The organism is Amycolatopsis benzoatilytica AK 16/65 (genome assembly GCF_000383915.1).
Lineage (GTDB): Bacteria > Actinomycetota > Actinomycetes > Mycobacteriales > Pseudonocardiaceae > Amycolatopsis > Amycolatopsis benzoatilytica.
The window spans coordinates 5,604,940-5,629,160 of the sequence record NZ_KB912942.1; the positions used below are offsets into that span (position 1 = coordinate 5,604,940).

At 69.3% G+C, this 24,221-nt stretch carries 25 protein-coding genes; 11 read left to right on the plus strand and 14 right to left on the minus strand.

The window, feature by feature from the left end; genetic code table 11:
• Window positions 1-70 precede the first annotated feature (70 nt).
• Window positions 71-1,012 (plus strand): hypothetical protein, encoded by a 942-nt coding sequence (locus tag AMYBE_RS0125815; protein WP_020662288.1) that lies wholly within the window; start codon window positions 71-73, stop codon window positions 1,010-1,012.
• A 284-nt stretch (window positions 1,013-1,296) separates the two neighbouring features.
• Here AMYBE_RS0125815 and AMYBE_RS0125820 read toward each other — a convergent pair whose 3' ends face one another.
• The 6 genes from AMYBE_RS0125820 to AMYBE_RS0125850 form a co-directional block, all read right to left on the minus strand.
• Window positions 1,297-1,479 carry a hypothetical protein gene (locus tag AMYBE_RS0125820; protein WP_020662289.1) on the minus strand — a complete coding sequence of 61 codons (183 nt, stop codon included), beginning with the start codon at window positions 1,477-1,479 and terminating at the stop codon, window positions 1,297-1,299.
• Window positions 1,476-2,381, minus strand: a complete 906-nt coding sequence (locus tag AMYBE_RS0125825) for a methyltransferase (protein ID WP_020662290.1) — start codon at window positions 2,379-2,381, stop codon at window positions 1,476-1,478. The genes AMYBE_RS0125820 and AMYBE_RS0125825 overlap by 4 nt, the downstream gene beginning before the upstream one ends.
• Before the next feature lie 402 nt (window positions 2,382-2,783).
• Complete coding sequence (locus AMYBE_RS0125830) at window positions 2,784-3,047, minus strand: hypothetical protein (protein ID WP_020662291.1); 264 nt, start codon at window positions 3,045-3,047, stop codon at window positions 2,784-2,786.
• Window positions 3,044-3,391: a WhiB family transcriptional regulator gene (locus AMYBE_RS0125835; protein ID WP_020662292.1), complete on the minus strand. Its 348-nt coding sequence runs from the start codon at window positions 3,389-3,391 to the stop codon at window positions 3,044-3,046. Before AMYBE_RS0125835 ends, AMYBE_RS0125830 begins: the two co-directional genes overlap by 4 nt.
• A gap of 154 nt (window positions 3,392-3,545) precedes the next feature.
• Entirely contained in the window at window positions 3,546-3,821 is a 276-nt protein-coding gene (locus AMYBE_RS0125845; protein WP_020662294.1) for a hypothetical protein, read from the minus strand.
• Window positions 3,822-4,034: 213 nt separating this feature from the next.
• Window positions 4,035-6,134 (minus strand): ATP-dependent DNA helicase UvrD2, encoded by a 2,100-nt coding sequence (locus tag AMYBE_RS0125850; RefSeq protein WP_020662295.1) that lies wholly within the window; start codon window positions 6,132-6,134, stop codon window positions 4,035-4,037.
• Window positions 6,135-6,198: 64 nt separating this feature from the next.
• Here AMYBE_RS0125850 and AMYBE_RS0125855 point away from each other — a divergent pair, with 64 nt between their 5' ends.
• The gene (locus AMYBE_RS0125855; protein ID WP_020662296.1) at window positions 6,199-6,927 is read left to right on the plus strand and encodes a DUF4191 domain-containing protein; all 729 of its coding nucleotides are present in this window, start codon (window positions 6,199-6,201) and stop codon (window positions 6,925-6,927) included.
• Window positions 6,928-7,033: 106 nt separating this feature from the next.
• Here AMYBE_RS0125855 and AMYBE_RS0125860 read toward each other — a convergent pair whose 3' ends face one another.
• Window positions 7,034-7,519 (minus strand): RDD family protein, encoded by a 486-nt coding sequence (locus tag AMYBE_RS0125860; RefSeq protein WP_020662297.1) that lies wholly within the window; start codon window positions 7,517-7,519, stop codon window positions 7,034-7,036.
• A gap of 172 nt (window positions 7,520-7,691) precedes the next feature.
• Here AMYBE_RS0125860 and glnA point away from each other — a divergent pair, with 172 nt between their 5' ends.
• The 3 genes from glnA to AMYBE_RS0125875 all read left to right on the plus strand — a co-directional run bounded on the left by glnA (window position 7,692) and on the right by AMYBE_RS0125875 (window position 11,930).
• Window positions 7,692-9,116 carry a type I glutamate--ammonia ligase gene (gene glnA, locus AMYBE_RS0125865; RefSeq protein ID WP_020662298.1) on the plus strand — a complete coding sequence of 475 codons (1,425 nt, stop codon included), beginning with the start codon at window positions 7,692-7,694 and terminating at the stop codon, window positions 9,114-9,116.
• A 298-nt stretch (window positions 9,117-9,414) separates the two neighbouring features.
• On the plus strand, window positions 9,415-9,894 hold the full coding sequence (locus AMYBE_RS0125870) for a UPF0158 family protein (protein ID WP_020662299.1): 480 nt from the start codon (window positions 9,415-9,417) through the stop codon (window positions 9,892-9,894).
• 299 nt (window positions 9,895-10,193) lie between these two features.
• The gene (locus AMYBE_RS0125875) at window positions 10,194-11,930 is read left to right on the plus strand and encodes a hypothetical protein (protein WP_211226853.1); all 1,737 of its coding nucleotides are present in this window, start codon (window positions 10,194-10,196) and stop codon (window positions 11,928-11,930) included.
• A gap of 25 nt (window positions 11,931-11,955) precedes the next feature.
• On the opposite strand, the gene AMYBE_RS45085 is transcribed toward AMYBE_RS0125875, so the two are convergent.
• On the minus strand, window positions 11,956-12,105 hold the full coding sequence (locus tag AMYBE_RS45085; protein WP_020662301.1) for a hypothetical protein: 150 nt from the start codon (window positions 12,103-12,105) through the stop codon (window positions 11,956-11,958).
• 230 nt (window positions 12,106-12,335) lie between these two features.
• Between AMYBE_RS45085 and AMYBE_RS0125885 the strand changes: the two genes are divergently transcribed.
• On the plus strand, window positions 12,336-13,547 hold the full coding sequence (locus AMYBE_RS0125885) for an oxygenase MpaB family protein (protein ID WP_020662302.1): 1,212 nt from the start codon (window positions 12,336-12,338) through the stop codon (window positions 13,545-13,547).
• Here the strand turns inward: AMYBE_RS0125885 and AMYBE_RS0125890 are convergent.
• Together AMYBE_RS0125890 and AMYBE_RS0125895 are read right to left on the minus strand one after the other, a co-directional pair.
• The gene (locus AMYBE_RS0125890) at window positions 13,544-14,674 is read right to left on the minus strand and encodes a TetR/AcrR family transcriptional regulator (RefSeq protein WP_020662303.1); all 1,131 of its coding nucleotides are present in this window, start codon (window positions 14,672-14,674) and stop codon (window positions 13,544-13,546) included. The genes AMYBE_RS0125885 and AMYBE_RS0125890 overlap by 4 nt on opposite strands.
• A 194-nt stretch (window positions 14,675-14,868) precedes the next feature.
• A complete protein-coding gene (locus AMYBE_RS0125895; RefSeq protein WP_020662304.1) occupies window positions 14,869-15,525 on the minus strand; it encodes an HAD family hydrolase in 657 nt (218 codons plus the stop codon).
• 72 nt (window positions 15,526-15,597) lie between these two features.
• Here AMYBE_RS0125895 and AMYBE_RS0125900 point away from each other — a divergent pair, with 72 nt between their 5' ends.
• From AMYBE_RS0125900 to AMYBE_RS0125920, 5 genes are all read left to right on the plus strand, one after another.
• Entirely contained in the window at window positions 15,598-16,134 is a 537-nt protein-coding gene (locus tag AMYBE_RS0125900) for a helix-turn-helix domain-containing protein (RefSeq protein WP_020662305.1), read from the plus strand.
• A 125-nt stretch (window positions 16,135-16,259) separates the two neighbouring features.
• A complete protein-coding gene (locus tag AMYBE_RS0125905; protein WP_020662306.1) occupies window positions 16,260-16,631 on the plus strand; it encodes a YciI family protein in 372 nt (123 codons plus the stop codon).
• On the plus strand, window positions 16,628-17,827 hold the full coding sequence (locus AMYBE_RS0125910) for an RNA polymerase sigma factor (protein WP_020662307.1): 1,200 nt from the start codon (window positions 16,628-16,630) through the stop codon (window positions 17,825-17,827). Before AMYBE_RS0125905 ends, AMYBE_RS0125910 begins: the two co-directional genes overlap by 4 nt.
• Window positions 17,827-18,708, plus strand: coding sequence for a carboxymuconolactone decarboxylase family protein (locus tag AMYBE_RS0125915; RefSeq protein ID WP_020662308.1), 882 nt, complete (start codon window positions 17,827-17,829; stop codon window positions 18,706-18,708). The genes AMYBE_RS0125910 and AMYBE_RS0125915 overlap by 1 nt, the downstream gene beginning before the upstream one ends.
• A gap of 16 nt (window positions 18,709-18,724) precedes the next feature.
• Entirely contained in the window at window positions 18,725-19,060 is a 336-nt protein-coding gene (locus AMYBE_RS0125920; RefSeq protein WP_020662309.1) for a VOC family protein, read from the plus strand.
• Between the two features lie 50 nt (window positions 19,061-19,110).
• Here the strand turns inward: AMYBE_RS0125920 and AMYBE_RS0125925 are convergent, their stop codons facing one another.
• The 4 genes from AMYBE_RS0125925 to AMYBE_RS0125940 all read right to left on the minus strand — a co-directional run bounded on the left by AMYBE_RS0125925 (window position 19,111) and on the right by AMYBE_RS0125940 (window position 24,176).
• Window positions 19,111-20,004: a hypothetical protein gene (locus AMYBE_RS0125925; protein ID WP_020662310.1), complete on the minus strand. Its 894-nt coding sequence runs from the start codon at window positions 20,002-20,004 to the stop codon at window positions 19,111-19,113.
• 599 nt (window positions 20,005-20,603) lie between these two features.
• Window positions 20,604-22,778, minus strand: coding sequence for a xanthine dehydrogenase family protein molybdopterin-binding subunit (locus AMYBE_RS0125930; protein WP_020662311.1), 2,175 nt, complete (start codon window positions 22,776-22,778; stop codon window positions 20,604-20,606).
• The gene (locus tag AMYBE_RS0125935) at window positions 22,775-23,737 is read right to left on the minus strand and encodes an FAD binding domain-containing protein (protein ID WP_020662312.1); all 963 of its coding nucleotides are present in this window, start codon (window positions 23,735-23,737) and stop codon (window positions 22,775-22,777) included. The genes AMYBE_RS0125930 and AMYBE_RS0125935 overlap by 4 nt, the downstream gene beginning before the upstream one ends.
• On the minus strand, window positions 23,724-24,176 hold the full coding sequence (locus tag AMYBE_RS0125940; protein WP_020662313.1) for a (2Fe-2S)-binding protein: 453 nt from the start codon (window positions 24,174-24,176) through the stop codon (window positions 23,724-23,726). Before AMYBE_RS0125940 ends, AMYBE_RS0125935 begins: the two co-directional genes overlap by 14 nt.
• Between the last annotated feature and the right edge of the window lie 45 nt (window positions 24,177-24,221).

Genomic DNA, 24,221 nt, shown 5'->3' on the forward strand with positions numbered 1-24,221 from the left:
GTTACCGAGAGTTGTCCACAGATTGCGAAGCGTCGTTCTCTGTACGCCTTCGAGCCGCCATGCTCGAACCATGACGACCACGACCGGCGACACTGAAGCCCTCGAATTCAGCGACCTTGTTTCACACGGCGTACTCCACCGGCGGCATTTGCGCGTCGCCGGCATCTCCGACCGAAGAGCCGCCCAGCTCTCCGGCCCCGGAGGACCGTGGCGGCAGGTTTACTCCGGGGTCTACCTGGTGCACGACAAACCGCCGAGCCGGGACGAACTCCTGCACGCGGCAGTGGCCAGGTTCGGCCCTGGATCGCTCATCACCGGCACCGACGCGCTGTGCGCACACGGCATCAGCCACCCGCGCACGCCGGAGATCCACCTGCTCGTGCCGCACAACCGAAGGCCGTCCTACGAACCGAACGTCATCGCGTCCCGCACCGCGCGCATGCCCGAGCCGGTCCTGATCAACGGACTCCCGTACGCCAACGCCGCCCGGGCGGCCCTCGACCTCGCCCGCCGGGAACAGAACCCCGACGAGATCGCGCGTTTGGTGTCATTGCCGCTGTACTGGGGCCTCGCCGGCCGAGAAGACCTCACCGCCGAACTGGACTCCGGAAACCAGCGCGGCACCTCGGCAGTGCGCACGATTCTCCGGAACCTCGACGACAAGGAAACCTTCGCGCACGGTCACGCCCTGCGAGCCCTCCAGCGAACACCGCTGCCGACCCCGCAATGGAACGTCGCCATCTGCGATCTCCGGGGCCGACGGCTCGGCACTGCGGACGCCTGGTGGGACGAAGTCGGCATGGCATGGCGCTACCGCACCGCCGCCGGCTCCGACGACTTCAGCCATCTAGCCCTGGCCGCGACCGGCACTGTGCTGTTCCGCTGCACACCGCAGCAGCTGCAGGACTCACTGGAAGCGATGAGCGCCGAACTGCTCAGCGCCTACCGCCAAGCGACGCGCACTCCCCGTCCGAAGGTCCGAGCTGTCTATAAGACGGGAAATGCCGCATGACCCAGACCTGACCCCAGCACGCCGACGACGGTGGCCGCGGCATCGTCCTCGCTGTCCTCGCTCGCCATCGATCAGGCTGACCTGGCCCAGACCGGCTCGGGCTGGGCAGGCAGGACTGGTCCAGCGGGAGGCAAGCAGCCGAGGCAGCGAGGCCTGTACCAGCCCAGCCAGTTGGGCAGGCGAAGGGTCACCGGCGAAAACCGCGTGTCCTCCGCAGCCCGGGGAGGTGCACAGTGCCTGCCAACGGCTGCGGCTCGGGCCTGTCCCAGGTCAGGCAGCGACAGCTACCAGTACTCGTCAGGCAGCTTGCCCTCGATGTCGCGGACGTGGCTGCGCGCGCAATTCGGGCACAGCCAGCGCTGGACGCCGTTCTCTTTGGTACTCGCCCAGGCCAGGGTCGCGATCGGGTCGGTCTCGGCAGCCCGAGACCGACCGCATCGCGAACAGGCCGGTTCCGGGGCGGTCACGTTCGGCGACCGTGGTGGACGGTTCGTGCGCCGAGCAAGTAGAGGTCGCGGCGCTTGCCGAGGTAGTGCGGGCTGTCCGGGTCGAGCAGGGAGGCCAAGACCGACTGGTCGTCGTCCGAAAGGTGATCGGCGGCGTTCATCGCGAGGCGCGAAAGGTGGTGGTGCACGTAGTCGGTGAGACCGTCCGGTCCTGGCGCGGGGTGGTCGACCAGCGCGCTGAATGAACGGACCTCGGCGAGCCCGGCGCGTTCGAGCGCGAGCGGCCAGCCGTAGGGCATCGGGACCGCGCCGTCGATGCCTTCGCGCATCCCGACAAACCATGCCGCCTGCGCGGCCTGCAACCGGTCCTCCAGCCCGGGTCGGCCGACTCCGAGATCCCAAGGGAGGAAGCAGAAGGACAATCCGCCCTCAGCAAGTGCGACGATCCCGCCCGGACGGGCGATCGACGCGATCGTGCCGGTCGCTGCCTGCTGGTCCGGGAGGTGATGCACGACGCGCGACGCCCAGACAAGATCCGCGGCGGGCAGTCGGTCCGGCAATGCAGCGTCCGCGAGATCCGCGACGATCGCCTGGACCTCGACCTTCGACGCCGTGCCGTCGGTCGCCGCGGCTGCGGCTGCGTACTGGACGATGCGTGCAGCCTCCTGCAGAAGTTCAGGAGTCGCGTCTACCAGGACGATCGTGCCGCCGCTTCGTTCGGCCAATGCCGCCGCGAAATGGGTACTCATGCCGCCGGCGCCGCAGCCCAGATCGATCACGGTCGGACGGGAGGGGAGTTTCTCGACAAGGCGTGCCGCGATGGCGGCTTGTGCGGGAGCGTCGAGGGCGTCGGCCGCGCGGAGGTACGCCAGCCGGTCTGCCCAGTCGATGTGGTCATGCGTATGTCCGGACACGAGGACCATTGAACACCCGCCCACCATCCGCGAACGAGAACGAGCCTGGAAGGTCCCCCGACAGGTGCCTTCCAGACTCGTTCCCACGATCGGCCGCGCGGGTCAGCGGTGCGCTGCGTGAGCCAAGAAAAGCCTTGGCCACCAAGGTAAATCAGCCGCGGCGTGCAGGCCGCCGCTCCGCCCCCCTCGGACGAAACGGCAGAGATCCGAGACTGACGAGCGGTTGTGGGCAGTCGAAAACCACTCGCCCGGGCAAGCCGGCATTCGATGCCAGCAGCCGCCCCGCAACCGAAGTCGACACCCGCTCAAAACCGCAGTCGGCACCCCTGCACAGGCAACCGACATCGGCAGTCGGCATCGGCCGCAGGACTGGAGGCAGTCCTGCGGCCGATGCCGACCGCACGGTCCGGCTTAGTCCGGCGGGGCGTGCCGCTCGGCTCGGCTCTTCGCCCAGTCGGCGAGCCTCGACCAGCGGCGCGCGGCTCGGGCCTGACGCCATGGGCGTTGGGCCTCATGTTCGGTTATCAGGTCCCGTATTCGGGCCCTCGACAGTTCTTCGTGAAGCAACATGTTGCTGATCTCCTGAGACTTGGTCTGCTTGGGTTTCGCCTGCACGGGGACGGTTTTTCCGGTGCGGGACTCGTAATCGCGGGTGGTGCGGACGTCGACGGTCATGCGGCGGCGCTCCTGGCTGCGGCGGCGGGTTCGAGGGCGGCGTTCTTGCGCGGACGGCCGCGGGGCCGCTTGCGCGCGATGACTGCGCCGCGTTCGAAGATTTCGCCTCCCCAGACACCCCAGGGCTCGCGCCGGGCGACTGCTCCGGCGAGGCATGCCTCGCGGACCGGGCAGCCGGCGCAGAACGCCTTGGCTCGTTCGAGCTCGGCGGGCGATTCGGCGAACCAGAGGTCCGCGTCCCGCGAGCGGCAGGGAAGTTCGGGTTCGGCGACCCCTTCGAGAAGGTCGCCGATGTCGAACCCCTCGGCCAGGGGGCCCTCGGCGAGGGCGATGGCGGATGACATTTCCGGGCTCCTTTGCGATGCGGTGGTGCGGGCGGTGTGGGTGGCGATCGAACTGGACAACTTGTTCCTTCTGTTGTGCAGCCAAAAAAACACGAAGGCCGCGGATCCGGTTACCGGTTCCGCGGCCTTCGTGAGCCTCATGTCCTGACGCAGGTCAGGAACTTCGCTCCCGTATCGACAACGGAACACGGAACTGCTTGATGGTCGGCAGATCGGCATCAACCTGCGGGTACGCGGCGACGACGGCCGTCGCGAGGGCGATGCCGGCCGGGGTCCCGTTGCCTTCGATGAGACGCAGTCCGTCGATACGACGCCGCGTTCCGTCGACATGCGCAACCGTGGACACACCGGTGCCAGGGCGCGGAGCGGTCGGAGCCATGCAGACAGGCAGACCGGTGCCGGCTTTCAGAAACTTCGAGTTGCTGATCATTTCACTGGCACCGCCTTTCTCTGCCGGACGCGCGCCGCCCGAGGCGGGCGCTGTCGTGTACTTCCCCAGACCGGGCCCTACTTCGCCCGGGTTCCTACGCAGGTTATGCGGCCCGGCGCGGGCGGGGCAACTTATTTTCCCAAATCTTTGTCGAAGCGACGGAGATCGCTGCCTAGCAGCAGGTTCGCCGCATCGATCACCGGATCGACGCGGTCAAGACCGCATCGACGATCGGATCACGTCGAGCACCTCGGCGCCGAACCGCTCGAGTTTCGTCGCGCCGATCCCGGAGATCGACACCAGCGCGCCGTCGTCGGTCGGCCGCTGTTCGGCGATGGCCATCAGTGTCGCATCGGTGAACACGACGAATGCCGGCACCTTCAGTTCGCGCGAACGCTCGCCGCGCCAGGTCTTCAGCTTCTCCAGCAGATCTTCATCCACTGTGGACGGGCACTTCGCGCACCGGCCCAGCTTGACCTCCATGGTCTGGACGAGCGGTCCGCCGCACAGCCGGCAGCGGCCGGCCTTCGACCCCGGCTTCGCCGCTTGCTGCGACCGCGCGATCCGTGCCGCCGGGTGATCCTCCGGGATCAGCCCGTACAGGAACCTCGACCGCCGCCGGTTGCGCCGGCTGCCCGGACCGCGGGACAGCGACCACGACAGCCACAGGTGCTCCCGAGCCCGCGTGACGCCGACGTAGAACAGGCGCCGTTCCTCTTCGATCGCGGCGTCGTCGCCATCCGCGTGCAGGATCGGCATGGTGCCCTCCGACAGCCCGACGAGGAACACCGCGTCCCACTCGAGCCCCTTCGCCGCGTGCAGCGACGCGAGAGTGACACCTTCGACCGTCGGCGGGTGCTGGGCGGCGGCGCGCTGCTCCAGCTCAGCGACGAACCGCGGCAGGTCGGCGTCTTCGACGCTCGCCGCCAATTCCTCGGCCAGCTCCACGAGGGCGAGCAGCGCGTCCCAACGCTCTTTCGCCGCGCCGCCGGACGGCGGCTGCTCGGTCAGCCCGACCCGCGCGAGCACCGAGCGCACTGTGGTGACCAGCTCCAGCTCGGTGGGCTCCATCGACGCCGTACGCAGCGCGACCATCGCCTGCCGCACCTCGGTGCGCTGGAAGAATCGCTCGCCGCCGCGGACCAGGTACGGGATCCCGGCCTCGGTGAGCGCCTGTTCGTACGCCTCCGACTGCGCGTTGATCCGGAACAGCACCGCGATCTCGCTCGCCGGCACGTCCGCGTCGAGCAGCTCGCGGACCCGGCGCGCGACCGCGCTGGCCTCGGCGGCCTCGTCCTCGTACTCGGCGAACCGCGGATCCGGTCCGTCCGGCCGCTGCCCGATCAGCTTCAGCCGCGACCCCGCCGGACGGCCGCGCGCGGCGCCGATCACCTGGTTCGCGAGCGCGACGACCTGCGGCGTCGACCGGTAATCGCGCTCCAGGCGCACCACGGTCGCCTCCGGGAACCGCCGCGTGAACTCCAGCAGCGACTTCGGCGAGGCACCGCCGAACGAGTAGATGGTCTGGTTGGCGTCGCCGACCACCGTGAGGTCGTCGCGGCCGCCGAGCCACGCGTCGAGCAGCCGTTGCTGCAGCGGCGTGACGTCCTGGTACTCGTCCACCACGAAGCAGCGGTACCGGTCGCGGAACTCGGCCGCGACGGCGTCGTGCTTCTCCAGCACCGCGGTGGTCTGCAGGAGGAGGTCGTCGAAGTCGAGCAGCTGCGCGTCGTTCTTCAGCTCCTCGTACCGCCGGTAGACCTCGGCGACCTGCGCGACCGGCGCCGGGGTGTCCCGCTGCATCCGGGCGGCGACCGAGGGGTAGTCGTCCGGCGAGACCAGCGACGCCTTGCTCCACTCGATCTCGCTCGCCAAGTCGCGCAGCACTTCGGTCTCGGTGCTCAGCCGGACCCGCTGGGCGGCCTGCGCGACGAGGCGGAACTTGTTGTCGATCAGGTCCCACGGCCGGTCGCCCACGACCCGCGGCCAGAAATACCGGAGCTGACGGCGGGCGGCGGCGTGGAAGGTCAGCGCCTGCGCGGCGTCGACGCCGAGGCCGCGCAGCCGGGTGCGCATCTCCCCGGCCGCGCGCGTGGTGAAGGTGACGGCCAGCACCTGCGCCGCCGAGACGTGCCCCGATCGGACCAGATGAGCGATGCGATGCGTGATCGTCCGGGTCTTGCCGGTGCCCGCACCAGCGAGGACGCAGACCGGACCGCGGGGAGCCGCCGCGGCGGCGCGCTGCTCGGGATCAAGCCCGTCGAGCAGGCTCGAGCGGCTGTGCCTGGTCTGGGGAGACGATGCGGTGGCCACCCCGCGATCCTCGCAGAGGGGGCCGACGAATTCCCGGCAGGGCACGCGGCCGTATCCTGGCTGTATGGCGGGCAAGCAGGACAAGGAAGCGGCCAAGCAGGCCAAGCGGGAGAAGCGAGCGGCGAGCAAGGCGCGCCGCGGGCAGCTGTTCGAGGCGTTCAAGATGCAGCGCCGAGAAGACCCGATGCTGATCCCCTGGATGGTCGGCTCGATCGTGGTCACCGCCGGCGTGCTGTTCGGCATCGGCTTCATCTTCAACATCCAGTGGACGCTGCTGCCGCTGGGCGTCGTGCTCGGCATCCTGCTGGCCGTGATCATCTTCGGCCGCCGCGTGCAGCGCACGGTCTACGGGAAGGCCGACGGCCAGCCCGGCGCCGCCGCCTGGGCGTTGGAGAATCTGCGCGGGAAGTGGAAGGTCACGCCGACCGTCGCCGCGACCACGCAGCTCGACGCGGTCCACCGGGTGCTGGGGCACCCGGGCGTCATCCTGGTAGCGGAGGGGGCTCCGCACCGGGTGAAGGGCCTGCTCGCGCAGGAGAAGAAGCGAGTGTCGCGGCTGGTCGGCGACACACCGATTTACGACGTGACCATCGGGCACGAGGACAACCAGGTCCCGCTGAAGAAGCTGCAGGCGCACCTGGCGAAGCTGCCGCGGAACCTGAAGCCGGCCCAGGTCGACGCGCTGGAGGCCAAGCTGGCGGCGCTGGGATCCCGGGGAGCGGCTATGCCCAAGGGGCCGATGCCGGCCGGGGCGAAGATGCGGAACGTGCAGCGGACGATCCGGCGGCGCTGACCCTCGAAAGCCACCTGTCCGTGAAGAGGGCCCCTTGCGGGAATCACATCCTCGCAAGGGGCCTTTTCACGGGCAAACCTGCCGGTTAGACCGGCGCGGGCGGGTCTCAGCGCATCCGGATGACGACGGTGTTCGTGACTCGGTCCAGCCAGTTGCGGCCGTCCAGGTTCCGCACCAGCGGAGGCAGCAGGAGCACCGTCAGCGCCATCCGGACCAGGGCTCGCCATGCGCCGACCATGGTGGCGCCGTCCAGGCGGGCCACCCGGATGCCGAGCGCGGCCATCCCCGGCGTGAAGCCGAAGAACGTGACCGGCACCACGGTGAGCACCGCCCAGACCGCGCCCGCCCACAGGTTGAAGGTCTGCATCGCGGCGGCGTTCTGCAGGTCGTAGCGCACGAACAAGGTCGTGATCAGCGACGCCAGCACCAAATCGACCAGCAGCGCCAGGAACCGCGGGCCGCCGCCGGCTATCGCGCCCGGCCCGGATTCGGGCAGGCCCAGTGACTCGCCACGCCAGCGCGGGGCCTCTCTCGGAGCCGCCGCGGAGCCCTCGCCGACGCCCGGCAGCCATTCGCCCGTCCATCTCGCCACCCATCCAGGGTATGCCGGTGGCGCGGACCACATCCGGCCTGGTCGACTGGGCAGTGGCGGGGGTCCGTTAACACCCGCGAAACATTCGGGTGACGGTCGGGCAACACCGCCCTCTTAGCGTGAGCCGAAGAGAGTACTGCCGCCGGTAACGAACGAGAAGGAGTCACCGAGGGTGCCCACTACTCCAGACGACATTCAGCGCCTCATCGCCGACGAGAAGGTCGAGTCGATCGACGTCAGGTTCTGCGACCTGCCGGGCGTCATGCAGCACTTCACGGTGCCCGCCAAGGCGTTCGACCTGGAGGCGTACGAAGAGGGCCTGGCCTTCGACGGCTCCTCGGTGCGCGGCTTCCAGTCGATCCACGAGTCCGACATGCTGCTGCTTCCGGACCCCGAAACGGCGCGAATCGACCCGTTCCGCAAGACGAAGACGCTCTCGCTGAACTTCTTCGTCCACGACCCGTTCACCCGCGAGGCCTACAGCCGTGACCCGCGCAACATCGCGCGCAAGGCCGAGCAGTACATCGCCGAGTACGGCGTCGCCGACAACGTGTACTTCGGCCCGGAAGCCGAGTTCTACATCTTCGACTCGGTCCGCTTCGAAGACGCCGAACATCTCTCGTTCCACGAGATCGACTCGGTCGAGGGCTGGTGGAACACCGGCGCCGACACCGAGGGCGGCAACCAGGGCTACAAGACGAAGTTCAAGGGCGGCTACTTCCCGGTCCCGCCGGTCGACCACTTCGCCGACCTGCGCGACGACATCGTCCGCCAGTTGCAGCACTCCGGTTTCGAGATCGAGCGCGCGCACCACGAGGTGGGCACCGCCGGCCAGACCGAGATCAACTACAAGTTCAACACGCTGCTGCACGCTGCCGACGACCTGCAGCTGTTCAAGTACATCGTGAAGAACACCGTGTTCGCCGCGGGCAAGACCGCGACGTTCATGCCGAAGCCGCTCTCGGGCGACAACGGTTCGGGCATGCACTGCCACCAGTCGCTGTGGAAGGACGGCCAGCCGCTGTTCCACGACGAGTCCGGTTACGCGGGCCTGTCCGACACGGCGCGGCACTACATCGGCGGCCTGCTCAAGCACGCGCCGAGCCTGCTGGCCTTCACCAACCCGACGGTGAACTCCTATCACCGCCTGGTGCCGGGCTTCGAGGCCCCGGTGTCGCTGGTGTACTCGCAGCGCAACCGCTCCGCGTGCGTCCGGATCCCGATCACCGGCAACAACCCGAAGGCCAAGCGCGCCGAGTTCCGCTGCCCGGACTCGTCGGGCAACCCGTACCTCGCGTTCTCCGCGATGATGATGGCCGGGCTCGACGGCATCAAGAACAAGATCGAGCCGCCGGAGCCGATCGACAAGGACCTCTACGAGCTTCCGCCGGAAGAGGCCAAGAACGTCAAGCTCGTCCCGGGCGACCTGGGCACCGTGCTGGACACCCTGGAGCGGGACCACGACTTCCTGCTCGAGGGCGGCGTCTTCACGCCGGACGTCATCGAGACGTGGATCCAGTACAAGCGCGAGAACGAAATCGACCCGCTGCGGCTGCGTCCGCACCCGTACGAGTTCTCGCTGTACTACGACGTGTGATCGGGTGGAGGCGTTGACCAGGGGTTTCCTTGGTCAACACCTCCGCTAGGCCGGCACCAGGCCAACAACGGCAGGTGGCGGTCCACCAGACACGGGACGGCGGTCGAGGGGAATACCCCGACCGCCGTCCCGTTCTTTGCGCCCTCGGTCAGCATCGTCGGGCTGTCGCTCAACGCGCGGTGCCCCGGCCGTTCGCTGACCGACGATGGGTAGCTCATTCACCGGAGCAGATGAGCGGCGGGCAGGGCAAGCAAGACGCACCTCCGACGCGGGTGCCCTCAGCCCCTAGCCTGTCCGGGTGTTCGCCTTGGACAGTTTCGACCTCGACGAGATCGCCCACGCCCTGCAGAATCAGGATGCTTACGACCTCCGGTTCCTTGTCGACCCGCGTACCGGCGAACTCGTGCTCTGGACGCTCGACGGCGGGCTCGACGGCGAGAACCCGGTCGATCTGGACGAGCTGGACCTGATCCCGATCCAGCCGCTGCCGCCCTACGTTTGGTATCAGGACATGGCGGACTTCGCCGAGTGTGTCGGCGACGAACAGGCCAGCCTGCGGCTGTCGAGGGCTCTCCGCGGCAGCGGGGCCTTCCGTCGTTTCAAGGACCAACTGCACCACGACTATCCGGAGCTTCTTCCGCTTTGGCGCGCCTTCCGCGACGTTCGCGCACGCCGCCGTGCCGTGGAGTGGCTGAGCGACAACGCCCTGACCGGCTTGGACGTCGCGCGCCAGTTCATCGCCGAGCACCCGGACCCAGACCTCCGGCAAGGACAGTGACTCCGATGCGCATGTATTACCAGCCCGAAGACACCGACGCGTTCGACGCGGCCAAGGACCTGCTGGTCCGACGGTCGCCGATCATGGCCGGAACGGAAAGCATCGATCCGCTGGTACTGGAGGCGGCTCTGGACTTCCGGCACCAGAGCGTCGACGGGCGGCTGGGCTACTGGACCGCCGGCCTGGTCGAGGAGTTCCTGCTGTCGCACCTGCCTCGGCGGCTGTCGGCTCGCCCCGAGGACACCGCGCACATCCCGGAGGACCTGCGGCTGTTTCTCCGCGGACTGCACACAGCTGGCTTGGCCGACCCGACCGGCGATCCGCTGACCGAGCTCGACGCGGCAGTCACGAAAGCCGGTGCCGGTTTCGCGACGGCGATGACCGACGATCGCAACTTCGGTGTGGCCAAGTTCTGGGCCATGAACGCGCTCCGCCAGGGAGTCGATCCCAGAGACGAAGCGGGCATGGGCAGGTTCCTCGACGCGGTGCGCGCCGGCAAGGTCGACTACAACGACGAGGCGCTCAGCGAGATCACCGCGCGGCATGTCCACGACGGCGGCGGCCGGCCCGAGCGTGCCGTGGCCACCCTTCCGGTGACGCTTCCCCCGGATGCGGAACTGGCAGCGGCTGCCGAGGAGACGGCGGTCGTCGCGCGGTTGCGTGCGCTGGTCGAATGGGTCGGCGACGGTCGGGCGCTGACCGCGACCGGCAACCTGAAACTGGCCGATGCCCGTGCTCTGGTGGAACTCCTGGACACCGGCGACGAGTTCGATCGGGAGGTCGGGGGCGAGATCTACCGGACCCGCAGCAGCGAAGAACTGACTGTCCTGTCCAGCCTGATCGAGCTTGCGAAAACGATCCGGGTCGTCCGGGTGGTCAAGGGCAAGCTGGTGCGCGTAGCGAAGAACGCGCGGCTGCTTCGCGACAGCCTCGGACTCTGGACCGCGGCGTTCGACCGCCTGGCCTCGCCGGAGCTCGTTCTGAACGGACGCAACTGGGCACCTAGGTACAGCATTCTGCTCGCCAGCATCATCGACGAGGTGCTGCCTGACGTCCTGAACACCCTCTACAGCTTTCCCCGATCGATGCCGATCGTCAGGCTCCAGGAAACCGTCTGGCTGTCCGTCCTCGAATGCTTCGCCATCGACGACCTGGACGAGGCGAGCGAGCAGGCATGGCGCGAGGGAGTCGGCGCAGACCTTCGACGGGTGTTCACGACGCTGGCCGAATTCGATGTGGTGACGCTCACGACCGGCGTGGCCGATCCGGTTTTCAGTATCGACCTCGATCCGGGCGGGCCCGGCGTGTTCTCGCCGGCCACCGCTGACCGCCTGCGGTCCGCGCTTTCCGCCGACAGCGTGGAATTGATCGCGCTGACCCCGCTGGCCAGGCGCGCAGTACGCCAGCGCATGATCGCGGCAGGCCGGCACGCACCGCTGGTCGGGGAACTTTCCGGGGCCGAACCCTCGGGTTTGCTCGGGGTGCTCGCAGACCATTACCCGCAGGAGGCAGCGGCGGCGGAACTCGCCGGTTGGCTCGACGCCCACGGCGGCCGGGACCGCGGGTTGCCGCTGCTGATGGATGCAGTCCGGCGCTGCCCGATCCGTTCGCGTGCGACCGCGATGCTCGATGTGCTCGCGTGGGCCATTCCCGACGGCACCGCACTGCTCCGGGAGCTGCGCTCGGACCGGAAGCTGGCCCCCATTGCCATGCAACTCCTCGTCGAGCGCGGCGAACTTGCTCTGGAGGAGCTCAGCGATGACGAGCGACTGCGCGGCGTGGCCGAGCAGTTCATCCATCTGCTCGAACTCGGCGGCCCGGACCAGGTCGCTGCGTCCCTCAATGCGATGCCGCCGGACGAAGCCCGCGGTTTGGTCACGGCAGTGCTGAACTGCGGTCATCCGGATGAGGCCGGCATCGCGGAACTACGGGAACTGCTTGCCCGACGGCGACCTGGGGCAACGACTGGGCATCCGCTGGCTGGAGTGTCGCGGTCGTCGCGAAAGGCCCGGCGGAACGGCAAGTACCGGCGATAAACGCGTCGCGGCGATAGGCCGCGGGTTAACCGGTGGCGGAGGTCGCGATCACCCGCCAGCCGCCGGGCGGCCCCAGAACGTGTGTCCAGGCACCGGCGTCGGTGACGAGCCGCATGTCCGAGGGACCGTCCTGGGAGGTCTGCCGCAAGGCGCGCAGGGTGGCGGGGATGGTCATCGTCGGTGCTCCTTACCCGGCGAGCGCCAGTCCCTCACGCAGACCTCCGCGGTGGCGCAAACGAATCCACCGGAGCCGATACGCCGGCGGAGCCGCCTCTTGCCGACCCGTCACCAGTGCCGTTATGTTAATGAGAAATCACATCATCCGAGACTGTCGAACAGGGCGGCGGCCCCGCGCCGGCCGGCGATGGGATGGCAACGACGCCAACCAGAGAGGCAGAGCAGGACATGGAGAATCTCAGCAGGAGGACGGTCCTCACCCTCGGCGCGGCGCTGGGCATCGCGGGCGCGGCCGGGGCGGCGAGCCCGGCGTGGGCATGGTCCGGCAAGGGTTCAGTCGCCGGTACGGACACCGTCGCGGACCCGTTCCAGGTGTGGGACGACACGGCGGACGCGGTCGCCGCGGCGCTGCTCGCGGACGGCCAGGTCGACGCCGTCAACGCCGCCTGGCAGGGGTGGATCGACAACAACGCCCCGTTGCCCGCCGGGATGCCGGACTACCTGACCTCGTACTTGCGGCAGGTCAACAAGCTGCCGTCGTGGGCCGACCCGGTGAAGCTCGCCGCGTCCGAGAAGCTCTACACCCGGCTGAGCAGTTACTTGTTCGTCTCCGAAACGCTCGGCAGCGGAATCATGAGCACGGTCATCCCGCGCGAGGCGCGGGCGGTCTACTGGTCGGCCGGCGGCGCGGACATGAAGCAGCGCGCGGCCAAGACGTTCACCTTCGGCTACGACCTGCACAACGCGAAAGCATGGGATCCGGACGGGCATTTCGTCGTCACCGCGAACAAGACCCGGCTGGTGCACGCCGCGGTGCGGAATCTGCTGCCGACGTCGGCGAAGTACCAAGCCGGCGCGGACCAGCCCAAGCCGATCAGCAACGGGGACATCCTGCGCACCTTCCACTCCGTCGCGACGTTCGCCCGCAGCAACATGCTCAAGTGGCACATCTCGTTGTCGCAAGCGGAACAGGAAGCGGATCTGCACGCGTGGCAGGTGGCGCTCCACCTGCTCGGAGTCCAGGAGCGGTTCATTCCCAAGACCTGGGCCGACGCCGAAACGCAGGCGGACCAGATGCTGTGGCCGGTGCTGGGGCCGACCAGCGAGGGAGTCAGCCTGGCGCACACCCTGCTCGGCTATCTCGAGAATCCTGTGCTGGGCTTGGATTCCGGCTTCCTCAACGAGTTGGTCCGCTATCTGCTCAACGACCAGATGGGCGACTGGCTCGGCCTCCCGCGCGACTACGTGCAGGCCGCGCTGATCCGGGTCGAATGGCCGGCCTACGTGGCGTTCCGCGAAGGGGTGTCGAAGGTCAAGCCAGGCAGTTTCTGGCTGTTCGACCAGTTCGTCCGCGGCATTTCCATGCTGTACCTCAACAACGGCACCTCGCCGACGCAGACGCCGATCACCCTGCCCACCGCGAACCGGCCGGGTGCCTAGAAACCCAGTGCGCTCAACAGGAACGCGGTGACGGCGGCGCGGTGCTCCGGGCCGTCGCGCCACCGCAGCCGCCGGCCGGTTTCGACCACCACGCCGAAGCCCGCGTGCACCAGCACGCGGGCTTGGTGCGGGTCGAGCTCCGGCCGGGCGAGCCGGAGTTCTCGTTCCCAGACTGCGATGTGCTCGCGCTGCGCCTGAATCAGCGGCTGCTGGAGCGCGGCAGGCAAACCGCCGACTTCAGCGGCAGCGACGTTGGTCAACGCGGTGTGTTCGAAGCTGTAGGCCACGTACGTCGCGGCCAGCAGCGGCAGAGCGCGCGAACCGGTTGTCCCGTGCAGATTTCGCTCCACTGCTTGCGCCAGCAGCCCGGCGGCCTGCAGGCACGCCGCCGCTAGGATCTCGGCCTTGTTGGGGAAATGGCGGTAAAGCGCGGACGGCACGAGCCCGACCGCCTCCGCGATCCGGGCGTTCGTGACCGCGGCGAACCCGTCTCGGTCGAACAGCGGGACGGCGGCCGCGATGATCTCCGCGCGCCGGGTCTTGGGCGCGGGCTGCGCCGGAAGCTCGACGGACGGCGCAGCCGACGAAGAAGCGGCGGCTACCCGCATAGCGGCTTCGGTCAACAGGTCTTCCGCTCGGCGCTGGGCGATCGAGGTGTGGTGCATCGTGACGGACCCGATCGCGCCGAGCGCCGCCACCGCGCGGAGATCCGCGTCCGGCGACGGCTGGACCGCTTCGGTCACGCGCGCGACGACCTGCGCGAACTTCTCGCTCAGCTGGCGCCGGTCGGCACGTTCGAGATAGCGGGACTCCCAGCGGTACAGGCCGCCGGAAGCCCGGTGCGCGACGGTGACCCGGGCGACGGCGCGGAGCACGTCGGCCAGCGGCGCGCCGGGCGGAGCCAGGGCAGCGACGAGCCGGTCCGCCATGACGTTCGCGCATTCGGTGAACAGCGCGTACTTGTTCGGGAAGTGCCGATACAGGGCGGCCGCGGTGATCCCGACCGCGGCGGCGATCTCTTCCATCGACGCCGCGTGGTACCCGCGTTCGCTGAACGCCCGTCCGGCCGCTGCGACAATGAGCTGCCGCCGGTTGCGCGGCCGGACCGCCGGCGTCCCGGCGGTCACTGCGGACCCCGAGCGCGCGGATGCCTGACCATGCCGGCCAGTCAATCACGCGCGAGGCGCGGTTTCACCCGGGGTGACGCACCCGGAAACAGCGGAGAGCAGGCCGTCCAGGCGGGTCGTGAAGGGAACATTGAGGGACTCTGATTCCCTCAATGTTCCCTTCACGACCTCTCCAAGGGCCAGGACAGCGCCGCTCACCGCCACTCCCGGAGCCACTCCAGCAGTCCCGGATCACGCAGCGAGGACACCACCAGGTCCGCCGGAAACTCCTTCCCCGGCAGCGTCGGCACCCCCACCACCGGCATCCCGGCCGCCCGAGCCGAACGCAGGCCGGTCATCGAGTCCTCGAACGCCAGCGCGTCCGCCGGTGCCACTCCCAGCCGGGCGCACGACGTCAGGTACAGCTCGGGGTCCGGCTTCGGCGCGGCGACCTCGTCCGCGGCCACACTGACCGCGAACTCGAAACCGCCCCGTGCCAAGGCCGCCGCCAGCAACGCGCGCGGCGAATTGCTGGCCACTGCGACCGGCATCGCCGCCGCGGCCAGCTCGACGAGTTCGTGCGCGCCCGGCATCGGTTCCGCCTTCGCGGTGACGACTTCGGTCACCATCGCCAGCAGGTCCGCCTCGATCGCCCGGCCGGTTCCCGGTTCCCCGAACACCTCAGCCATCGTGTCCGCCGCCGCGGCGAGGGACTTGCCGATGACCAGCGCCTTCTGCTCCGGGCCGAACGGCAGGCCGTGCCGGGCGAACAGTTCGGTCTCGGCCACCGACCAGCATGGTTCGGTGTCCATCAGCAGGCCGTCGCAATCGAAGACGACGGCTCGCGGCTTCCACGCGTACAGCTCGGACATGCGTTCCCCTCCAGACGGCGGCCGGGCCGCCAGTCTGCCAGCGGGCAGCGGCCGCTCGGCGATAATGGCCGGGTGACCGTGACGAGGATCCGCGAATTCCGCTCCCAGCGGGGCCTGACCGTGCGCGAGCTGGCCGACCAGGCGGGCGTGTCGACCGGGCTGATCAGCCAGGTCGAACGCGGCGTCACCGACCCCAGCCTGGAAACCATGCGGCGGATCGCCGAGGTGCTGGAAGTCCCGCTGTTCAGCCTGTTCCAGGAGCCCGACGAACAGTCCGTCGCGGTGATCCGCGGCGCCGACCGGTACCGGATCTCCTCGCCGCACCACGCGATCACCTACACCCGGGCCTCTCCTGGCGGTGCGAAGCTCGAAGTGCTCGAAGGCGTGCTCGAACCCGGCGGCGTGTCGGCCGACGAGCCGCGGTCGCATCCGTCGCAGGAGTGCGTGGTGGTGCTCGCCGGGGAGCTGACCGTCCAGGTCGGCGAGCAGACGCACGTGCTGGCGGCGGAGGACAGCTGCACCTTCGATTCCTCGATCCCGCACCGGTTCCGAAACGACAGCACGACCGCCGCACGGTTCCTGGTGAGCGTCACGCCGCCGAGCTACTGACGCGGGAGCGCGCTGCTTCCGGCGCGCTTCCCCGGTTTTCCGGATCGTGCCCTCCGGCCGGTCGAGTTACCGTCGATCCGTTCGTCTTCCACTAGGACGACGCCGGACCGGCTCCTGGAGGACACATGCAGTACCTGCTGGTGATCTACAACTGCGACCGCCCCGAACCCGGAGATCCGCGCTTCCCGGAGGCGCTGGCCAGGGTGAACGCGTTCGCCGACGAGTGCAAACGGCGCGGCGCGTTCGTGTCCGGGCATCCGCTGCAGGGCGAGCACACCGCCACCACGGTCAGCGTCCGCGAGGGAAAGACGCTGGTCACCGACGGGCCGTTCCTGGAGACCCACGAGCACCTCGGCGGCATCTACGTGCTGGACTGCCGCGACCTCGACGAGGCGCTCGAACTCGCCGCGCTGTGCCCGATGGCCGAGGTCGGCACGATCGAGGTCCGGCCGGTCGCCGGCGTGCCCGGGCTCGACCACCGGGCCGCGGGGGCATGACGCTGCTGCACGAGACCTACCGCGAGCACCGGGCGCGGATGCTCGCCGCGCTGGTCCGTGTCCTCGGCGATTTCGAACTGGCCGAAGACGCGCTGCAGGACGCGTGCGCGCTCGCGCTGCGCAAGTGGGACGAGGAGCCGCCGGACGACCCGATGGCATGGCTGCTGACCGCTGCCCGCAACAGCGCTGTCGACCGTCTTCGCCGGGCCCGGCGCGGTCAGCAGAAGCTTGCCCAACTCGACGCTCCGGCAGTGGCGAGCAATGAACCACCGGACGAGCGGCTGCTGGAGATCGGCGACGAGCGGCTCAGCCTGATCTTCACCTGCTGCCACCCCGCGCTCGCCGAGGAGGCCCGCGTGGCGCTCACACTGCAGGCGGTGGCCGGGTTGACCGCCGGCCAGATCGCGCGCACGTTCCTGGTCAGCGAGGCGACGCTGGCGCAGCGGCTGGTACGGGCGAAACGCAAAATCCGCGACGCCGGGATCAGCCTCGCGGTGCCGCCCGACCACTTGCTGTCCGAACGGCTTTCCGGCGTGCTGGCGGTGCTGTACCTCGTCTTCACCCAGGGATACACCTCGCCGGAGCACCGCGAACTGTGCCGCGAGGCGATCCGGCTGGCCAAGCTGGTCGCGACTCTGATGCCGGACGAACCGGAAGCGCTCGGGCTCGTCGCCCTGCTGCTGGCGCACGACTCGCGCGCCGCTGCCCGGCACGCCGCGGACGGCGCTGTCGTGCTGCTTGCCGATCAGGACCGAAGCCGGTGGGACAGCGACGAAATCGCCGAAGCTGTCGGGCTGCTTGGTCGAGCGTTGCGGTTCGGAACAACCGGCCCGTACCAAGTCCAAGCCGCGATCGCCGTCCAGCACGCGCTGGCGCCGTCGGCCGCGGAGACCGACTGGGCGGCGATCGCCGGACTCTACGACCGGCTCTATGCCATGACTCCGTCGCCGGTGATCGCGTTGAACCAGGCCGTCGCTCTCGCCGAAGTGCACGGCCCAGCCGAAGGTTTGGCGCTTATTGAGCGCATCGACGGCCTGGACCGCTACCACCTGCTGCACGCTGCCCGCGCCGACCTGCTGCGCCGATCCGGCCGCTCCGCGGAGGCGGCCGAAGCCTACCGCCGCGCTTATGCCCTGGCCGCGAACCCGGCCGACCGGCGCTACCTCGCCGATCGCCTGTCCACGTTGGAGCCCTGATGAGACTGTCCATTCTCGACAACGGACATCGCTTGCGCGCCAAGCTTTTCCTGGCCATGACCGGGAAGAACCCGCCGGACATCGTGAAGATGCTGCTGTACCGACCCGGCTTCCTCACCCGGCCGTTGCTGGACCTCACCGCGCCGGCCATGCGCGGACCGTCGTTCTGGACGCCCGGCGAACGCGAGTTCTTCGCGATGTCTACCGCGGTGCTGCACGAGTGCCCGTTCTGCATCGAATCGCACACCGAGCTGATCCGGTTGGCCGGGCAAGGCGAGATCGATCCCGACGCGCCCGAATCCGCCCGTGCGGAAGTGCTTGCCGCGCGCGCCTTCCTGGAAACGGTGACACTGCGTCCGGACCAGATCACGCGACCGGAGCTGCCGGTGCCCGCGATCAACGAGGCACTGCGCGTGAATCTGGTGTGGAACATCGTGAACCGCCTGGCCAACGCGTTCGGCTTCGTCCTGCGCGACGGCCAGCTGCAGAGCGGAACCCGTGCGCTGCATCGCTTCGGTTACCGGTTCCCCGGCTTCCTCCTCGCCGGCGGACCGGCTGGCACGCATCAGGATCCGGTGGAAGAGATGCGATATTCGGTCTTCACCGCTCCCGCGTTGACGGACGCGGGGCTTCGAGCGGCAGCCGGTCGCGGAGAAGGACTTCCCGCGCCGTTGGACGCCTACACCGCGAAGGTCCGTGACGCGTCGTACCGGATCACCGACGCGGACTTCGCCTTGCTCGCGAAGGGTTATTCGGAATACGAGGTTTACGAAATTACCGTCGCCGCCGCGGTCGGCGCTGCGTTGCGCAGCTTCGACGCTGGGCTGCAGGCGGCTGTCGAGAATCGGCCGGGCAGTTCGTCCTCTGGTACGTCAACCTGAGGAAAGGATTGTCCCGATGCCCGGACAGATCAACTGGCTGGAAATCCCGGCCGCCGACACCGCGAAGGCCCGCGCCTTCTACACCGCGCTGTTCGGCTGGAGCACTACCGATTTCGGCGAGGACTACCACGTGCTGGGCGACGGCCCGGCTGGCGCGATCGCACCGGCCGCAGCCGATTTCACCCACCCGCGGGTCTACTTCGCGACTGACGACATCGACGCGTCCGTCAAGCGGCTGCACGAACTCGGCGGGCAGAGCGGCGAGGTGCGGGACGTGCCAGGGGTCGGCCGGATCGCCCAGTGCCGCGACGACCAGGGGACGCCGTTCAGCCTGTACGAACCGGCTGGGTGAAACAAAAAACGGCGGCTGAGCGCGTTCGCTCAGCCGCCGATCCCCCGGGGTCAGGGGTGGTACAGCTCCTTCACCACGTCGATCCGGTCGTCCTGGTCGACGTGGATCTGCGCGGCGGGCGGGTTCGCGCCGGTCAGCGCGGTCATCAGATCCTGCGGGGAGCAGGCCTTCGAGCCGATGCCGTCGCCGTCGACGGTCACGTCGCCGCCCGAGCACAGCGTGGCCGCGCTGAACACCTGGTCGCGGTCGCTCAGCGGGAGCCGGTAGGTCTTGCTGTCGCCCGGAACCGGCGTGAAATGCCCGTCGTCCGCGCCGCCGGACTTCCACAGGATCAGCTGGAACTGCGCCATCCCGGCGGCCTTGTCGTAGCCGGTGAACCGCACGGTCTGCGTGGTGTTCGGGAAGCGGCGCTGCACCGGGTCGGCGCTGACCGTCTTCGCGCCGACCGGCGCGGTCTTGATCATCAGGCCGGTCGCGCCCTTGCCGCAGTTCACCACGCCCTGCGCGAGTTCGTCGCCCGCTCCCAGCGCGCAAGTCCAGTCGCCCGCGACGTCCAGCACCCGCTTGCCCGGGCCTTCCCCCTTGGTGGGCACCAGTTTGTAGTACTGGGACATCACGGTGAACGCTTCGGTACAGCCAGGGATGCTGCCGTCGGTGCTCCGCATCGCGATCAGGTTCATCTGCTTGCCGCCGGCCGGGCCGACCGTTCCGCCGCGCACACTGCAGTTGACGTTGCCGTCGCTGTCCCTCTCCTGGGTGACGGCGGCGCTCCCGCCGGAACCGCCCTGCGGAGCAGACTTGGCCGCGACCGGCGCGGTACCGGCGGCCGACGCGGAACCGTTTGCCGCGACGCTGTTTCCGCTGCACGCGGAAAGGAGCGCGGTCGCCGCGACCGCTCCCCCGGCCATGATCAGCTTCATCGACTTCATCGCAGTGAACCCCATTGCGTGCTCCCCTGTGCCCGTGTGGTGGCGAATCTCTGCACCCTGAGACGCGAAGCACCGGACCGCGTTGCCCGCGACTCCCGCCAACGGGCAACGTTGCCCCAATGGCCGCCGCGGCCCGGTCCGCGAGGGCAGGCTGTCAGCGGGCGGGCCAACCTGCACGACACTGCGCGCCTGGGTCACGAACGGCTGAGCGACAGTCGACCAAGAGAGTGCGGCAGAAACCGGTCACCCGGCCTACCCGACTGCACTCAGACCCCAGCTGATTCCGGTGCGAAACGAACTGCTCCGCCGGACCTTTCCGGCGGATCGCCGGATGCCGTGGTGCGCGCCTCCGCACAGCTGATCAGCAGCTGCCCGGTGTGCGCGATGGGGTCGCGGGTCAGGCCCGCCTCCCGGCCGCCCGCCCCGCGTCGTGCGGCAACGCCGCGGCCAGCAACGCTTTGCGCTCGCCGGCGATGCCGCCGCACCGGCACCCGGAACGGCCCCGAGGAGCGAAGGCCGCCCAGTCGGTGTTCAACGGCGAGGTCCCGGGCGAACCTCCGTGACCGCGTTGCCCGGCCGGCGGCAGGCACCGCCGGCCGGGCAACGTCCGGTTCTCAGTCCTCCAACAGATCCTCGATGACGATCGGGATGCTCCGCACTCGCGTCCCGGTCGCGTTCGCCACCGCGTTCGCCACCGCGGCGGCCATGCCGACCGCGCCGATTTCGCCCACTCCGCGGGCGCCGACGGCGTTGTGCAGGGTGTCCGGGTACTCGACGAACTGCACCTCGACCTCCGGGATGTCTGCGTTCACCGGCAACAGGTAGCTCGCGAAGTCGCCGTTCGCGAAGCGACCGTTCGGCTCCACTTCCAGTCCCTCGTGCAGTGCCGCGGACACCCCCCAGATCATCCCGCCGGCGAGCTGGCTGCGGGCCTGCGTGTCGTTGATGATGCGGCCGGCGTCGAAGACGCCGAGCATGCGCGACACCCGGACCTCGCGGGTCAGCCGGTGCACCCGGACCTCGCAGAACTGCGCGCCGAACGAGCTGAACGAGTGCTTCGTCAGCTCCTCGCCGGGTGCGGAAGAACCCTTGGCGGACAACGATTCCCGACCGAGCGCCTGAAGCAGTTCGCCGAACGGCAGGGTGCCGTTGTCGCCGTGCAGCAGGCCCTCGGCGTAGGTGACGACCTGGCCTTCGAACGGGGCGCCCGGTTCGGCGGCCAGCGCCACCAGTTCGTCCAGCAGCTCGGTGGCGGCCAGCATGATCGCGGTGCCGGTGCTCGCGGTGGCGGTCGAACCGCCGGACAGGCCGCCCGGGGCGTACCGGGAGTCGCCCAGCTTCGGGGTGATCCGGTCCGGGGCGAGGTCCAGCGATTCGGCCCCGATGGTGGCCAGCACGGTGAGCAGGCCGGTGCCCGGGTCAGCCCCGCTGGTCGACACTACAGCGGTGCCGTCCGCGTTGAGGGTGAGCTCGACGGTCGCCGGGAAGCGCAGCGCGGGGAACATCGCCGTGGCGGTGCCCATGCCGACCAGCCAGTCGCCGTCGACGCGGCCTCGCGGCGAGCGGTTCGCCCAGCCGAACCGCTGCGCCCCGACCTCGTAGCACTCGTCGAGGTGCTTGCTCGACCACTGCAGGTCGTGACCGGGCGGAGCGATCGAGCTGTTGCGCCGGCGCAGTTCGATCGGGTCCATCTCGAGCGCGATGGCCAGTTCGTCGATCGCGCTCTCCAGCGCGAACGAACCCGACGCCTCACCCGGTGCGCGCATGAACGTGCCCGGCGGGACGTGCAGCGGCACCATTTTCTGGTTGATCGACAGGTTCTGCGTGGAGTACCACTCGCGCGAGGTGCCGTGCGAGGTCGGCTCCACGAAGCTCCGGCTCATCGAGGTGGCCGACCAGGAATCGTGCTGCACCGCGATCAGCGTGCCGTCGCGGTCCGCGCCCAGCGCGACCTTTTGCACGGTGGCCGGCCGGTTCGCGGTGGCGGTGAACACCTGCTCGCGCGTCAGCGCGCACTTCACCGGGCAGCCGAGCGCCCGGGACGCGGCGGCGGCGAGCATCCCCGGAGCCGAGGTGCCTGCCTTGCCGCCGAACGCGCCGCCCACATAGGGGTTCACCGCGTGCACCGCGGACGGCTCGATGCCCAGCACCGCGGCCATTTCCATCGCCTGCAGGTGACTGGCCTGGTTTCCGCTGTAGAGAGTGAGCTCGTCGCCTTCCCACAACGCCACCGCGGAGTGCGGTTCCATCGCCGCGTGGTTCTGCGCGGCCGTGCGATAGGTCTGCGAGACCACGACCGGCGAGCCCGCCAGCGCGTCCGCGAACGACTCCACGCCGTCCGCCAGCACCTCGATCGACGGCGGGTTTCCGCGGCTCTCCGGCGCTTCTTCGGCGAACGACTCGACGCCCTCCTCCATGGACGTCCGCGCGGGCTTCTCCTGATAGCGGACCTCGATCAGGTTCGCCGCGTCCCGTGCCTGCTCGAAGGTTTCCGCGATCACCAGCCCGATCGGCTGGCCGTAGAACACCACCGAGCGGTCGTGCAGCGGCAGCCACACGTCGCCGCTCAGCTGCGAGGTGAAGGGGTGTAGCTCCAGCGGGTCGAACGGGCTGTAGACGCCGACCACGCCGGGCGCGCTCTTCGCCGCGGTGACGTCCATCGCCTCGATCTCGCCGTGCGCGATCGTGCTGCACACGATGTACCCGTACCGCATCCCCGGAAAGGTGCGGTCCAAGGCGTACTCGGCCGCTCCGGTGACTTTCTGCGGACCGTCCAGCCGCATGCTCATGCCCGGCTCCCTTCGGTCAGTTCGAGCAGCGCGCGGACGATCGTCCGCTTCAGCAGCGACGGCTTGAACGCGTTGCCGGACAACGGCTTCGCCCCGGCGACCGCCTCCGCCGCGGCAGCCGCGAAGGCTTCCTCGGTCAGCTCCGCGCCGCGCAGCGCCTCCTCGACGGCAGGCAGCCGCCAGGGCACCGTCGCGACGCCGCCGACCGCGACCCGGGCGTCCGCGATCTTCCCGTCCTGGATGTCCAGCGCGACGGCCGCCGAGCACAGCGCGAACTCATACGACTGCCGGTCGCGGATCTTCAGGTAGGTGGAATTCTCCGCCCAGTCGAGCCGCGGCACGCGCACCTCGGTGATCAGCTCGCCGGGACGCAGGTCGTGCTCGATCTCCGGGGTGTCGCCCGGCACCCGGTAGAAGTCGGCCAACGCGACCGTCCGGACGCCCTCGGCGCTGGTGAGCACCACTTCGGCGTCCAGCGCGACCAGGGCCACCGCGACGTCGCTGGCGTGCGTGGCCGCGCAGGAATCGCTGGTGCCGAGAATCGCGTGCATCCGGTTCGCACCGGACAGCGCCGGGCAGCCGCTGCCCGGCACCCGCCGGTTGCACGGCATCGCGACGTCGCGGAAATACGAACACCGGGTGCGCTGCATCAGGTTTCCGCCGATGCTGGCCATGTTCCGCAGCTGCTGCGACGCGCTGAGCAGCAGCGCGCGCGAGATCGCCGGGTACACGCCGGGGTGTGCGGCGATGTCGGCCATCCGCTCCAGCGCGCCGAACCGCAGCCCGTCCGCGGTGTCGATGCCGCGCAACGGCAGGTCATTGATGTCCGCGACCCGTTGCGGGGTAAGGACATCGAGCTTCATCAGGTCGACCAGCGTGGTACCGCCGGCCAGGAACGCGTCCGCTCCGCCGAGTGCGTCCTCGACAGTGCCGGGTGCGGTGAGCTCAAACGGTCGCATCGGCCTGCCTCGCCTGCTCCACAGCGCGCACGATGTTCGGGTACGCCGAACACCGGCACAAATTGCCGGACATGAACTCTCGGACGTCGGACACCTCGTCGCGCACCGCGGCGACCGCGGACATCAGCTGCCCGGACGTGCAGAACCCGCACTGCAGCGCGTCCTGGTCCACGAACGCCTGCTGCACCGGGTGCAGTGCGTCCTCAGTGGACAGTCCTTCGACGGTGGTGACCGGACCGCGCACGGCGGCCGCCAAGGTGAGACAGGACAGCACCGGCTTGCCGTCGACGTGCACGGTGCAGGCGCCGCACTGGCCGCGGTCGCAGCCCTTCTTCGGCCCGGTGATGCCGAGCCGTTCGCGCAGCGCGTCCAGGAGCGTCACGCCGGGTTCGACGCTGAGCTTCTCGGGTTTTCCGTTGACTTCCAGGGAAATGTCCACAGTAGGGTTCGCTTTCCCGCAGTCGGCCCAGGACGGACTGCGGAG